10 protein-coding genes are annotated in these 14,386 nt (G+C 67.7%); 4 read left to right on the plus strand and 6 right to left on the minus strand.

Features of this window, described 5'->3' with window-relative positions; translation table 11 throughout:
- Positions 1–79 precede the first annotated feature (79 nt).
- On the minus strand, positions 80–874 hold the full coding sequence (locus AC3WLE_RS27255) for a TOBE domain-containing protein (RefSeq protein ID WP_492356816.1): 795 nt from the start codon (positions 872–874) through the stop codon (positions 80–82).
- Between the two features lie 84 nt (positions 875–958).
- Positions 959–3,244: a DUF3141 domain-containing protein gene (locus AC3WLE_RS27260; RefSeq protein ID WP_492317560.1), complete on the minus strand. Its 2,286-nt coding sequence runs from the start codon at positions 3,242–3,244 to the stop codon at positions 959–961.
- Positions 3,245–3,587: 343 nt separating this feature from the next.
- Here AC3WLE_RS27260 and AC3WLE_RS27265 point away from each other — a divergent pair, with 343 nt between their 5' ends.
- On the plus strand, positions 3,588–4,550 hold the full coding sequence (locus AC3WLE_RS27265; RefSeq protein WP_492352268.1) for a phosphate acetyltransferase: 963 nt from the start codon (positions 3,588–3,590) through the stop codon (positions 4,548–4,550).
- Between the two features lie 47 nt (positions 4,551–4,597).
- The gene (locus AC3WLE_RS27270) at positions 4,598–5,833 is read left to right on the plus strand and encodes an acetate/propionate family kinase (RefSeq protein ID WP_492356817.1); all 1,236 of its coding nucleotides are present in this window, start codon (positions 4,598–4,600) and stop codon (positions 5,831–5,833) included.
- Position 5,834: 1 nt separating this feature from the next.
- On the opposite strand, the gene AC3WLE_RS27275 is transcribed toward AC3WLE_RS27270, so the two are convergent.
- Together AC3WLE_RS27275 and AC3WLE_RS27280 are read right to left on the minus strand one after the other, a co-directional pair.
- The gene (locus tag AC3WLE_RS27275) at positions 5,835–6,656 is read right to left on the minus strand and encodes a tyrosine-protein phosphatase (protein WP_492317562.1); all 822 of its coding nucleotides are present in this window, start codon (positions 6,654–6,656) and stop codon (positions 5,835–5,837) included.
- Between the two features lie 50 nt (positions 6,657–6,706).
- On the minus strand, positions 6,707–6,952 hold the full coding sequence (locus AC3WLE_RS27280; protein ID WP_010811526.1) for a hypothetical protein: 246 nt from the start codon (positions 6,950–6,952) through the stop codon (positions 6,707–6,709).
- Positions 6,953–7,385: 433 nt separating this feature from the next.
- Between AC3WLE_RS27280 and AC3WLE_RS27285 the strand changes: the two genes are divergently transcribed.
- Entirely contained in the window at positions 7,386–8,909 is a 1,524-nt protein-coding gene (locus AC3WLE_RS27285; RefSeq protein WP_492352263.1) for a DASS family sodium-coupled anion symporter, read from the plus strand.
- A 181-nt stretch (positions 8,910–9,090) separates the two neighbouring features.
- Positions 9,091–9,786 carry a transglycosylase domain-containing protein gene (locus tag AC3WLE_RS27290; RefSeq protein ID WP_316153245.1) on the plus strand — a complete coding sequence of 232 codons (696 nt, stop codon included), beginning with the start codon at positions 9,091–9,093 and terminating at the stop codon, positions 9,784–9,786.
- A 46-nt stretch (positions 9,787–9,832) separates the two neighbouring features.
- Here the strand turns inward: AC3WLE_RS27290 and AC3WLE_RS27295 are convergent, their stop codons facing one another.
- Positions 9,833–10,552, minus strand: coding sequence for a TagF domain-containing protein (locus tag AC3WLE_RS27295; protein ID WP_492352262.1), 720 nt, complete (start codon positions 10,550–10,552; stop codon positions 9,833–9,835).
- Positions 10,549–14,373 carry a type VI secretion system membrane subunit TssM gene (gene tssM, locus AC3WLE_RS27300; protein ID WP_492352261.1) on the minus strand — a complete coding sequence of 1,275 codons (3,825 nt, stop codon included), beginning with the start codon at positions 14,371–14,373 and terminating at the stop codon, positions 10,549–10,551. The genes AC3WLE_RS27295 and tssM overlap by 4 nt, the downstream gene beginning before the upstream one ends.
- Between the last annotated feature and the right edge of the window lie 13 nt (positions 14,374–14,386).

Consider the following 14,386-nt stretch of genomic DNA (forward strand, 5'->3'; position numbering starts at 1 on the left):
TTTTTTTGGGTGGCTATTATTGCACGCCGGGGGCAGCCGCCATGCCCGCCCACCTTCCCATTCCTGCCGCAGGACTACCTCACGCCACTACCCCCAGGATCACGCTTGACGCCTTGAACACCGCCAGCGCAGCCACCCCCACCTGCAGCCCCAGCGCTTCCACACTGCCATTGGTCACGATCGCCGCAACCGTACCGCCGCCGTCGAGCTCGATCACCACCTCGGCGTTCACCGCGCCAGGCATCACGCGCGACACCACGCCCGGCAGCTGGTTGCGCGCCGACAGCCGCATCCCCGGATCGGGCAGCCCCACCAGCACCGACGATGCCTTGATCAGCGCAAACGCCTCCGCGCCCTCGGCCAGCGCCAGCGTTTCGACACTTTCATGCGTGATGGTGGCCACGATCTGCTGCCCGCCGGGCAGTTCCAGCACGACCTCGTCATTGACCGCGCCGCCGCGCACGCTGGCCACGCGCCCGAACAGCTTGTTGCGTGCACTGGTCTTGATCATCATTCGCCTCATCAGGTGGATATCGTCGGCCGCCCCTTCGCCCAGGAGCGACAGCTGCGCGACAAAGCGCTGGTGTTCATCTTCCAGCGCACGATAGGTGCGGATCAGTTGCTCGCCGCGCGCGGTCAGGTGCGTGCCGCCGCCGCCCTTGCCGCCGACGGCGCGCACCACCAGCGGCTCGCCCGCGCTGTTGTTCATGGCATCGATGGCGTCCCACGCGGCCTTGTAGCTGATGCCGACCGCGCGCGCGGCCGCGGTGATCGAGCCGTGTTCGCCGATGGCGGCGAGCAGCGCGATGCGGTCCTTGCCGCCCCAGTCTTGCGAGCCGGAGCGGAACCAGATGGCTCCCTGGAGTTCAAGCATGGATGTCGGGTGCCGGTGGCCGGCACCGCAATGGAGTCATAGACGCGGCTATGGTAATCCGAATTGCGGATCGGTCCGGCGCACTCAGTCCTGGTGCGCGGCCTCATCCCCCTCGGCTGAGTCGGCAACCTCGCGCGGATGACCCGTCCCCATCACGTCGGCGACTTCCCGATAACGCCCCAGCCGCTCGCCTGCCAGCGGGCCCCCGACCGTCATCACGCGATGCACCGCCACCATCAGCTTGCGGCGGGTCTCGCGGTCCGGCACCAGTGCCGGCAGTGCCCGGATCGCGCGCTGCGGATCCAGCCTGACGATAAAGCTCTGCTGGCGCACCGCGGTCTTGAACGCAGCCAGGTCGGCCTGGCCGCCGGATTGCCCGGTGGCTTGCTGCTGTTCGCGCGCGATGCGGCGCAGCAGGTTGAACGGCCGCTCCTCGATGGCGCTGGGGCGATCGGCGACGTAGGCCAGCACGCGCACAAAGGCCTCCAGCGTGCCGCCCTGCCCGATCGCCGCCTCGGCATCATGCAGACGGCGCGCGGCCAGCTCCTTGCGCAGCGCCACAGTCACGGGCGACTCCAGGTTGGCCGGCGCCGGCGCGCGCAGCCCCACCAGCGCCGCCGTCGCCGGCGAAGCGTAGATCACCTCGAAGGCCCGCTCGTACCAGGCATCGCGCAGGTCGCGGAACTGGTCGAGCGCGCTGACGATCTGCGCCGAGGCCGCGTGCTCCAGCGTCAGCAGTGGATTGTCCGCCGATACCGGCGCGCGATGCTCGCGCACCAGCGGCGCCAGCGCGCCGATCCACGCCATCCATGGGTTCACGTCGGTCGCCAGCTCGCGCTCCAGCCGCGCGGGATGCAGCGCGCGCAGCCACTGCGCGCTCACTTCGTTGGACATGGCGCGTACCCACGGCGAGGCGAAGGTGTCGTAGATATGCTGGTTGACCTCGGCCACGCGCCGCACCACCTCGAAGGCGCGCTCGTCGTCGCGGCCGTCGTCCAGCGCCAGGATGTCGGCAATGCCGCGGCGCTCGAAGCGCATCAGGTAGCGCCCTTCGACCAGGTCGCGGTGCCGCAGGTCGGGCGCGACGTCTTCGATCTTCGCCTCGTACAGGCCCGGCGGCAGCACGTCGATCAGGTCCAGTGCGCAGAACAGTTCGCTGTGCTCGCGGTTGGCCACGCCCGCGGAGACAAAAATGCCGAGGTGGCCCACGGTCGGGTGCAGGCAGTAGACGATCACCTGGTCGTTGGCGACCAGTTCCTCATCGCTCGCGTACAGGTCCGGGATCCAGTTCAGCGCCTGCTGCGGCGGCGTAATGTTGTCCCCCCAGGAGGCAAAGATGATCACCGGCGAGCGCACGTTGCGCAGGTCCACCACGGTCGTGCCGTCGGTGCTGCGCACCTCGCCCGCGGTGAGCCGGTTGCCGACGAACAGCTTCTGCACGATCCAGTCGATCTCGGCGCGGTTCATCAGGAAGTGGCCACCCCACCAGCGCTCGAAGTCGAGGAAGCGCGGGCCTTCGGTGTCGGCCTTCGCATAGACGTCGTAGAGCTTCTCCCACAGTGTATTGGCGGGATTGAGCTGTTCGAAGTTCTCCACCAGCCAGGCGCCGTCGAAGCGGCCATTGCCCAGGTCAGCAATCAGCGAGGCCAGCCACGAACCGCCCAGCAAGCCGCCGCTGTAGCGCATCGGGTTGCGCCCGCGCACGCCGGACCAGTACGCCAGCGGCGCGCCGGCCAGCAGCAACGGGCCGGTGCGCTCCGGCGCCACCGCGGCCAGCATCATCAGCGCCCAGCCGGCCTGGCAGTTGCCGATGATGAAGGGCTTGCCCGGTGCATCCGGGTGGCGCTCGCCAACGATCTGCAGGAAGGCAGCCTCGGCGCGCGCCACCGATTCGATGGTCTGGCCCGGGCAGGGCTCGTAGAAGAAGGTGATGAAATAGCACGGATGACCGGTGCGCAGCGCGATGCCGATCTCGCTGTCGGCCTTGAAACCGCCGATGCCGGGGCCGTGGCCTGCGCGCGGGTCGATCACCACGAAGGGGCGCAGGGCGGGATCGGTCGGGCTGTCCGCCGGCGGCACGATGCGCAGCAGCGCGTAGTTGGCGGGTTCAGGCAGCTGGCGGCCATCGGCCAGCAGTTCGTGCTCGAACACCAGCACGGGTGGCATGCCCTCAAGCTCATGCTCGGCGGACTCGTTGCCGCGCTGGCGCAGGATGTCGAGCAGCAGCACGGTGCGCTGCCAGGCGTCGAGGGCGTATTCCAGCGCCGGCTGTGCCAGTGCCGCGAACGGGTTGGCGTGCGCGGACAGACTGGTAGCGGTCGAGGTGGCGCTGCTGTCCCGCGGCAGGTCGGCGCGTTCACGTGCGGTCATTCCACTCCCCTGGTTGGCGCCCCGTCCGGCGTATCCGCGCGCTTGGCGGCGCGACCGGAGTGACGCATGTTGCTATGCAACAAAGCCAAGCGTACCAGCCGCTGCCATGCGGTGCAACCCAGAGACCGGTTGCGCGCAATGCCACACTGTTGGTGCGCCGCGCGGTCATCGACTGGAAAGACTCGTCGCCTATACTGGCGCAGGGCGCTTTGCGCATTGCAGCAATCGCGCACCCGCGCGCGGCCGGCGCCAGGCTCGACGCAATGACGCGGGCCGGGTACCCTAGCCGCTGCCTCGCTCACGGAACATCGTCATGACCGCTGCCTCGCCTGCCACGTCCGCCATGTCCGAACTTGCCGCGCCCGCCGCAGACGCGCCGGACAAATACGCCACACTGCTGGCGCGCTGCGCGGGGCTGCCGCCCATCCCCACCGCGGTGGCGCATCCGTGCGACGCCGCCTCGCTGGGCGGCGCGCTGCAAGCGGCGGAACTGGGCCTGATCGTGCCGATCCTGGTGGGCCCTGCCGCGCGCATCCGGCAGGTGGCGGCAGAGCACGGCATGGCGCTGGGCAACACCATCGTCATCGACACGGCGCACAGCCACGACTCGGCCGAACGCGCGGTCGAAGCCGTGCGCGCCGGCGACGCCGAGCTGCTGATGAAGGGCAGCCTGCACACCGACGAGCTGCTGCACGCGGTCACTGCCACGGCCAGCGGGCTGCGCACCGGGCGGCGCCTGTCGCATGTGTTCGCAATGGACGTGCCGCGCTACCACAAGCCGCTGTTCATCACCGATGCGGCGGTCAACATCTTCCCCACGCTCAACGAGAAGGCAGATATCTGCCGCAATGCCATCGACCTGGTGCGCATGCTGGGCATCGAGCAGCCCAAGGTGGCGATCCTGTCGGCAGTGGAAACCGTCACCGACAAGATCCCCTCCACCATCGACGCCGCGGCGCTGTGCACCATGGCACGGCGCGGCCAGATCACCGGCGGCATGCTGGACGGCCCGCTCGCCTTCGACAACGCCATCAGCCGCGAGGCCGCCATCACCAAGGGCATCGACTCGGACGTGGCCGGCGACCCCGACATCCTGCTGGTGCCGGACCTGGAAGCGGGCAATATGCTGGCCAAGCAGCTGACCTTCCTGGCCGGCGCCGAAGCCGCCGGCATCGTGCTGGGCGCGCGCGTGCCCATCATCCTCACCAGCCGGGCCGACAGCGTGCGCGCGCGCATCGGCAGCTGCGCCATTGCCGTGCTGCTGGCCCATGCGCGCCGCAGCGCCGCAGCCGCGGCGCAGGTCTGAGCCGTGCCCGTGCAGCCCTTGCGCAACCACTTGGGAGTCCCTCCAGCGTGACCGCCATCCATCCCGCCGTGCATCCCGTCATCCTCGTTGTCAACGCCGGCTCGTCCAGCGTCAAGGTCTCGGTCTACGCCGTGCCCGACGCCGCGCATGGCAATGCCGACATCAACCCGGTGCTGAGCGCGCACGGCCAGATCGAGGGCATCGGCGTGGCGCCGCGCCTGACCGCGCGCATGGCCGACGGGCGCGTGGTCGCCGACGAGACCTTCCCGCAGGCCCAGGTGGCCGACCACGACGCCGCCTTCCGCCTGGTGCGGCTGGTACTGAGCGTGGGCCTGCGCGACAACCCGCCGGTGGCGATCGGCCATCGCGTCGTACATGGCGGCGCCGACTATGCGCAGGCCGTGCGCATCGACGACGAGGTGATCGCAAAGCTGGAGGCACTGGTGCCGCTGGCACCGCTGCACCAGCCGCACAACCTGACTGCCATCCGCGCGGTGCGCGAGGCCGTGCCGGACCTGCTGCAGGTGGCCTGCTTCGACACCGCCTTCCATGCCGGCCACGACGTGCTGGCGCAGCTGATGGCGCTGCCCTACGCGTACTACGAGCGCGGCATCCGGCGCTACGGCTTCCACGGACTGTCGTACGAGTACATCGCGCGCCGGCTGCGCCAGGTCGCGCCCGACCTGGCCGAGGGCCGCGTGATCGTGGCGCACCTGGGCAACGGCGCCAGCCTGTGCGCCATGCGCAACGGCCGCAGCGTGGAAAGCACCATGGGCCTGACCGCGCTCGACGGCCTGCCCATGGGCACGCGCTGCGGCTCGGTCGATCCCGGCGCGCTGCTGTGGCTGGCGCAGCAGGGCATGAAGCCGGCCGAGATCCAGGCGATGCTGTACCAGGAATCCGGGCTGAAGGGACTGTCAGGCGTGAGCAGCGACATGCGCGCGCTGCTGGCCAGCGATGCGCCGCGCGCGCGGCTGGCGCTGGACTTCTACGCCTACCGCGCCGCGCAGGAGATCGGCAAGCTCGCCACCACGCTGGGCGGCCTTGACGCGCTGGTGTTCACCGCGGGCATCGGCGCCAACTCGCCGCCGGTGCGCGCACGCATCTGCGAACACCTGGCGGGCCTGTTCGGCATCGCGCTCGACGGCGGCGCCAACGGCGAGAACAGCCAGCGCATCAGCCGCGACGACAGCCGCGTGCCGGTGCTGGTGCTGCCGACCGATGAAGAAGGGATGATTGCGCTGAACACCGCCCGCATCCTGCGCGGATGCGGGCAGCTCTGAGTCAGCCTGCCAGGTAGTGCCCGCGCAGCTGCGCGACGTCCACTTCGAGCGCGTCGCGCAGGTAGTTGTCGACGCTGCCCCAGCCCGCGTCGATGGCCTGCATCGACGCATCGAGATAGCTGGCGCGGACTTCCAGCAGCGGCGTCATCACTGCGGGGGCCACGCCAAGCCCGGCCATGCGCGCCAGCGCAGACTGGTTGAACTGCGCATTGCGCTGGTTCGACTCCAGGTAGTTGGCCAGGATATCGTCCTGCGCCACGCCCAGCGCCGCCAGCAACAACAGTGCGGCAAAGCCGGTGCGATCCTTGCCGGCGGTGCAGTGGAACAGCAGCGTCTTGCCGCCCTGCGCGGTGCGCATGAAGCCGGCGAAGGCGTCGCGGTAGCGCACCGGGAAGTCGCCATAGACCTCCAGCATGAAGGCATCCATCTGTGCCGGCGTGCTGGCGCGCAGGCGCGGCATCAGCACGTCCATCGCCATGCTGCCCTCCAGCACCGGCGCCGCCACCCAGTGGAAGCGCTGGCCGAAGGCGGCCTCTTCAGGCGACTTCTCGCCGGGCGAACGGAAATCCACCACCATGTCGAGCCCGAGCGTCTGCAGCCGCTCCAGGTCCGCCGCGCTGGCCAGCGCGGGGTTGCCGCTGCGGTACAGGCGCCCCTGGCGCACGCGGCGTCCGCCCGCGCCGGCCAGGCCGCCCAGGTCGCGCGCATTGCTGATGGTGTCGAATGCCAGGTCATGCCGGCCCTGCACGCTGGCCGCGGCCGCAGCCTGCGGCACGACAGCATGGGCGGACAGGCATCCTGCGCGTTGAAGCCACTTGATCATTGTTCTTTCCCGATTGTCCTTGCGATGCGGGCCGATGCCGTGCCGGCGCTTCAGCGCGCGCGGTACGCCGGCACATGCCAGCGCAGGTGGCAGCCGGCGATATAGCGCCGGTCCAGCCGCGCCACCAGCTTCCACACCGTCAGCGCACTGGCATCGATATCGACCCACGCCCACGGGTGCTTCGGGTCGCCCGCTTCCACCAGTTCCACCGAACGGATCTTCGCATACCGCGCCAGCGCCTCGCGCAGTGCCGCCGCGTCCAGGCCTGCTTTCAGTCCACGTACTAAAACCTTCATGGTCGGCTCCAATTATTTCAGATCACTCCCGCTCATGCATCACCCGGCCGGGGCCCTGGTGGCGCGCTTGCGCACACACACCGCCGCCAGCCTTATGTGGCGAGCTTCTCACTGGTATGACGCCTGCGGCGACTCGGGTATCCATTGATCATGCGTGGACTTGATCCTGCTCATGGCGGGCGGAAATAGCTTGGGATCGCCCTCGACAGGGCCGGCTGCCGGTCGGAAAATTCCTATCATGTCGAACGCGGCGGCCACGCCAGCAGCGAGGCCGCTCCGGGCACACCGCACACGGATGCCGTCTCGCGACCGACACCTGCCTGTCCTGCCGGCCGCGCTGTCCCAGCGCCGGCGCTCCGCACTGTCCGCCGAGAGCCGTCCGAGCCAGGTGCACCCGGGTACCGACCAGGACCACCAACCAAGGATGCCGGCGATGACAGATACTTCCGCCTCCCCCCCTTCCGCCCCTTCCGCCGCGGCTGCCCAGGCTGTCGTGCCGGCGCCGAAACTCACGCTGCACTGGGGCCTGTTCGCCGCCGTTGCCGCGTTGCTGGCGGTCCTGGCGATTCCGCAGCCCGAAGGCCTGACCGTCGCCGGCCAGCGCATGCTGGCGATCCTCGCCTTCGCCATCGTGGTGTGGATCACCGAGGCGGTGTCATATGAGACCAGCGCCATCATGATCACCTCGCTGATGGCGGGGCTGATCGGCTTTGCGCCGACCGTCAACGACCCCTCGGTGCAGTACGGCACCTCGAAAGCGCTCGGCATGGCGCTGGCCGGGTTCTCCAACACTGCGCTGGCACTGGTCGCCGCGGCGCTGTTCATCTCCGCGGCGATGACCGTGACCGGGCTGGACCGGCGCATCGCGCTGGTGACGCTGTCTGCCATTGGCACCAGCACGCGCCGCATCCTGATCGGCACGATCGCCGTCACCATCGCGCTGAGCCTGGTGGTGCCCAGCGCCACCGCGCGCAGTGCGTGCGTGGTGCCGATCATGATGGGCGTGATTGCAGCGTTCGGCGTCGACAAGAAGTCCAATATCGCCGCCGGCATCATGATCACGGTGGCGCAGGCCACCAGCATCTGGAACGTCGGCATCCAGACTGCCGCGGCGCAGAACCTGCTGACGGTGGGCTTCATGGACAAGCTGCTGGGCGAGCGCATCACCTGGCTGCAATGGCTGATCGCGGGCGCGCCATGGGCCATCGCAATGTCGGTGGTGCTGTATTTCCTGGTGCGCTTGCTGCTGCCCGCCGAAACCGACGCCATCCCCGGCGGCAAGGAAGCCGTGCAGCGCGAGCTGTCGGCCCTCGGCCCCATGAGCGCGCCGCAGAAGCGGCTGGCCGCGGTATCGCTGGGCCTGCTGCTGTTCTGGGCCACCGAAGGCAAGCTGCACAGCTTCGACACCGCCACCGTGACCTTCGTCGGCCTGGTGATCCTGATGATGCCGCGCATCGGCGTGATGGACTGGAAGACCATGCAGCAACGCACGCCGTGGGGCACGCTGATCGTGTTCGGCGTCGGCATCAGCCTGGGCACGGCGCTGCTGTCCACCAACGCCGGCCAGTGGCTGGGGCAGTTCGTGGTCACGCACTCCGGGCTGGCGGCGCACGGCGCGCTGCTGGTGTTTGCGATCCTGTCGGCCTTCCTGATCCTGATCCATCTCGGCTTTGCCAGCGCCACCGCGCTGACCGCGGCACTGCTGCCAATCCTGATCGCGGTGCTGCAGACACTGCCCGGCGACATCAACCGCGTGGGCATGACCATGCTGCTGGGCTTTACCGTCAGCTTCGGCTTTATCCTGCCGATCAACGCGCCGCAGAACATGGTGTGCCTGGGCACGGAAACCTTCAACGGCCGCCAGTTCGCGCGCATCGGCATCCCCGTGACGATCATCGGCTACGCCATGATGCTGCTGTTCGCAGCCACCTACTGGCGCTGGCTGGGCTGGGTCTGAGGAGGCACCATCCAGCCGGACAACCCGCTGCGGACCTGGGCCTGGACTGGCAGAGCGCCGAAGTCGAGGCTTTGATCCGGCCATCTGGCGCACTCGCTCAACGTGGCCGTGCCCACGGCCTGAAGACGCCGCCTGCGGCGGGACTCGCACCCTGCCGCACACGGCTGGCACAATACGTGCCATGAAAAGCCTCTGGTCCGCCTTCATCAAGCTGCTGGTGCTCGCCGTGATCGGCGGCGCGCTGCTGGCCGCCATCGCCATCCTGGCCGCCAACCGTCAGCTGCCGTCGCTCGACGCCCTCACCGCCTTCCGCCACACGCCCGACTACGTGCCCATCGGCAAGATCCCGCGCGAGCTGACCGACGCCGTGGTGGCGATCGAGGATGAGCGCTTCTACGTGCATGACGGCATCGACTACATCGGCGTCGTCCGTGCCGGCGTTGCCAACCTGTCGGACGAGCTGTCGCAGGGGGCATCGACCATCACCATGCAGGTGGCACGCAATTTCTACCTGTCGCGGGACAAGACCTATACCCGCAAGCTGTACGAGGTGCTGCTGTCATACCGGATCGAAAAGGCACTGACGAAGGACGAGATCCTGGAGCTGTACATGAACAAGATCTACCTGGGCCAGGGGGCGTATGGCTTTGCCGATGCGGCGCGGACTTACTTTGGCAAGCGGCTGGATCAGTTGACGCTGGCTGAGTGTGCGATGCTTGCCGGGCTGCCCAAGGCGCCGTCGGCTAATAATCCGGTGGCGAATCCGAGGCGGGCGCGGCAGCGGCAGGTTTATATCCTGCAGCGGATGCTGGAGCTTGGACGGATCTCGCGAGGAGAGTATGACGGGGCATTGCTGGAGCCGTTGAGGCTGAGGTAAGCCGTCGGTGATGGCGCTGGCAGAAGATTCCCCCCTGGAGGAAGGATCAGAGTCCGGCCGCGATCCGGCGAATGGAAGCAACGCCGTCAATTTCGATAGCGCAGTGCGCAGCGGACTGCCAAACGCTGCCAAGGCTGCCATCGCGCAACAGGCCCGGGGGCCAGTCGTCTCGCGTTGACTTTGGCCCGATAACGCCGTCGCTTGACGCGCCAGGCCGGGATGCATCGGCCAGCCGCCTGAGCGAAAGCTGGATACGATCCCGCCAACCAGGCCGGTGGCGGGCCCAGAGGTCATCTACCGCGGCAGCCAGGCCGGTTCGGCCCGCCATGCGCGTGTGGTCGTGCACGATTTGCACCAAATCGGTAAGCCACTGCGCGGGCGCGGCAAGGATATGACCGGCCCATTGCGCGCTCGCGGCCTGCCAGACCACCAGCGGATAGCGGCGCCCAACCCGGTCATGCGATGCAGCGAGGACACCGAGCAGGTAGCTGCTCTCGCTGGGAAACTGCAGGCCGCGCGGCCGCAGGATGAAGAGGCATGGTTCAGACGGGCGCAAGCGGGACTGAACCGAGAGACTGGGCGGGGTCAGGTGCAGCCAATGCCGGACGCTGCCGCCCGCGGAATGCGACGCCGCCCTCGCCGGGAATTCGTCGTCCCGATGATCGAACCAGCTCCGCCACGCCTGCACCTGGTCCAGCGACGCATTGTGGCGGACAAAGTCTCCCAGCGCTGGCAGCTTGCCGAAAATCGACGGCGCCGTGATCACCCGGACCTCCCGGGACACTGGAAGCCCTGCAGCAGCCCGGTGGTCCAGGGGTTGGCGAGGCTGCCGGTATTGATATCGAGCTTCGCCTTGCGGCCGTCGAAGTCATATTCGGCCATGAAGTGGCTGGCGCTAGCGGAGCCGGCGAGCCTGCCCTTGGCAATCACCCGCATCAGGGCCCACGGGCCGTTGGCGGCCAGCGTCGAGGTATCCGGACGAATCCGGGGGCTGGCAGTGATCTCAGCCCCTTGCCCGCCCCGCGGTCCCGGCCAGGTCACCTTGAGCGGGATGACCGGACCGTGCACGTAACGCTGGCTCTGTCCGTCGAAGTCCATGTTCAGCTCGACGATTTCGGGATCGAGTTCCACCACCTTCAGGTCCACCTTCCAGGCCATCTTCTTCGCTCCCGGATCCCGGAAGAACACTTCCCGGATTTCCCTGGCGCGCTGGAACGGCACCAGACTCGGGCCAGCCACGGGCGGCACGTCGGGGGCGGTCAACTTGTAGCGCCAAGGCGAGATGGTGGTATCCACGTGCGGCGCCAACACCTTCTGGAAAAAGTCGTCCAGCACTCCGCCCGCGGCGAAGACGCGCGCAAAGTCTTCCGGGTCCACGTCCTGCATCGACGTCGGCGTGAACGGATACTTGCCGTCGATGGCGCCGCGGCAGCTCTCGCCGATGACGGCGTCCATCTGCGCAATCAGGATATCGCCCACGCCCTTGTTGACGTCCCTGGCGCCCTGCACGACCAGGTCGGCCAGCACCGCCTGGAAGGGTGCCGGCAACTTCGCCGCCTCCATGCGCAACTGCTCGCCTGCGTCCGCGGGCGGCGGCAGGTTCCGGGTGCTCAGCGCGTTATTGGCCACTACCAGACTGGTGTAGTAAGCATTGACGATGCCGGCAATCGCATCCAGCTGCGGCTTGCCGGCGGTGTCCCGCGCGCCTGGCGCCGCCGCGTCGGCCTGGCCGGTAACCACTTCGCGCAGCGCGGCGAAGCGGTTATCGACCAGCTCGCGTTCCTGACGGGCCTCGGCACGCATGCTCAGAGCACTGGTTTTGTCGGCCTTCTTGTCCAGCGCTGACAACGCCTTCTCCGCAAGGGACTTTTCCTCGGGCTCGAGCGGGCGGCTGAGCGTCGTTTCTTGCACCGCTGCCCTGCCCAGCCGGGCAAGCGGTGAATCCGGCGCGGCAAAGTTGCGCAGGATCTCCAGGTCAAAGGCCAGGTTGCTTCCCGTCACGGTCCGGATGTCACCCAGAAACTTCTCCCAGTTCCGGGCATATTCGCTCAGGTAAAGGCGCCGGATCTCGCGCGTGAGCGGATCATTGCCCGTGAGCCGGCCGACGGCATTGTCAGCCGTTTTTTTTTGAGCGCCAGGCCCTGTTCCACGCCCCATCACCCAAATGTCGACCGCCTGCGCCCTGGCGACAAACTCCGGCAAGCGGACATTGAACAGGTCGTGGTAGCCGGCATAGGTAAAAAGCCCCGGAATACCGCGCTCCAGCGGCTCACCGCTGGCCCGGGTAAAGACCGTGCCGGCCTGGGGACCGACCGCGCGCACCAGCGTGAAATCCTGCGGTGCCTCTTCCATCATGGCCGCCTTGGCGCGGTCATACAGGCGTTCGACCGAGGTATCGCTGTCCAGGAAATCGCGCGCCGAGCGGATCAGTGCCTCGTTCTTTGCGTAGGGCGACAAGACCGGCCGGCTGCCATCGAGCAGGCTGTCCAGATGCTCCAGCACCGCCACGCGGCCACCAAAGGCATCCGCCCCGTTGCCCGTCGCCCAGTCGCTGCGCACCCAGCTACGCACGTCGGATGCGTTGAACTTGTCCTTGTCATGCAGCATCAGGTAGACCCGCAGGGTGTCGTAGGCCTGCTTGGCGTCGCGCTGACTGACCGCCGTTGACAGCACCGCTTCGACCCGGCGCACCAGGTACGGCACCAGCAGGTTGTCCTGCAACCTGGTATGGGTCAAGGTCGCGGCGCCCAGCACCGGCGCCACGCTGTACAGGCCGTAGCGCCAGTCGGCAGAAGGATTGACCAGATCCAGGCCGGCGTAGGCAGGCAGGTCGCGGGCCGCTCCCAACACCTCCGGCATCGAATCAGGCTGCGGCTTCTTGTAAAACGCCGTTACCGTGGCGGCCAGCGCCTTGGCTTTCTCCTGCACCACGTCAAGGTAGCTGCGGTTATGGCCGAAACTGGCATATAACGCCCCCACCAGCCACAGGAAGATCACCAACGCCAGCGCATGCCCGAGCAGGCGCAGCAGGCGGAAGCGGAATTCCCAGCGCAGGTTTGGCTTCACCATGTGGGCTTCCGGCACGATGATGCGTTTGAAGACATCCTGCAGGAAGTAGCTGCGGTTGCCGGCGGGCTGATCCGTGGCTGCGCCGGCAGCCTGGGTACCGGACTGTCCCGTGCCGCGCACCTGCCTGATGACAGTACCCGCATCCGCGACCACCGCCTCCCCGGTTTGCGCGGCGCTGGTGAAGTACACGCCGCGCAGCATTGCGTTCCGCTCGGTATCGTCGTACCGCGAATCCAGGAATATCTGCTCCAGCATCGCGACAAGCGGTTCTGTCACGCTCGCAAGCTCATCGCTCAGGGCGTACAGCGCCTTGCGCCGGCTCAGGTCAAATTCCTCATACAGCCGTCCGTCCAGCCCCGTCTCCAACCGCGTCACCAGAGACCGCATCTCCTCCCGGCACAGTGCGGAGACATCCACAGCGGGCTGTCCCCGCCGCCGCTTCGCCGCGACGGGCAAGGTGAAGCCCCAGGGCTGCGACCGCCCCTCGCTGGTCAGGTACTGGAAGTAGTCGGCAAAACCGGCGAGCTGGTCGAGCTTGGTCACCAGCACGTAGATGGGAAACTGGATACCCAACTCCTCGCGCAGTTCGGCCAGGCGTGCCCGGATCCTGGACGCTTCGGCCACCCGCGCCTCCTTGGAGTGCCGAAGCAGGTCCTCCACGCTGATGGTCACCAGCGCGCCGTTGATCGGGGCGCGGGGGCGATATTTGCGCAGCAGGCCGAGGAATCCCTTCCATTCTGCCGGGTCGATCGCCGAACCCGCTTCCTGCGCGGTGTAGCGGCCTGCCGTGTCGATCAGCACCGCCTCATTGGTGAACCACCAATCCGTCTGCTCGGTGCCATGCCGCGCGCGGGCCGCCAGGCTCATCTGCTCCGCGATGGGGAATTGCAGCCCGGCATTCAGCAACGCTGTCGTCTTGCCGGCCCCCGGCACGCCGAACATCATGTACCAGGGCAGTTCGTAGAGATAGCGGCGGCCCTCGAACAGGCGAGCAATCCGGCTACCGGTGCGCATGCTCCTGAGCTGCCCCAGCGCAGTCTGAATAGCCGCATTCAGCTTGGCGATTTCATCCCTGGCCACGACTTCCTGCCGCTTGCCGCCAAAGTTCAGCAGGCTCTCGACCAAGGTCTTGTCCGTGCGTGCGCGCTGCCAAAGCAGGTACAACAGGTACGCGGCAAATACAAACACAATCGCCGCGATCAGCAGAATACGCATCGAATCAGGCTTCAGCGGATGCGTGGCACCAATGGCCAGCAACGGGCCGGCATGCCAGATCAGCAGGCACAGCGCGGCGACTCCGATGGTGGAGACCGGCCAGCCAAGCAACCAGAACAGTGTCAGCGCCAGCAGCAGCACGATCAGCGTGACGCGCGCGCCGATGCCCGCCAGCGGATGCATGCCGTTGAAACCGAGAAGCGGCCCGATAAACCAGATGGCAGCCGCGACCATAAGCCCGGCAATGAGAGCGAGCGTCTGCCGGGAGAACAACACCGCACCAATACGTTTGAGGAATTCCATGCCTTGACCTTGA

The organism is Cupriavidus sp. FW306-1B-F12B, assembly GCF_058781795.1.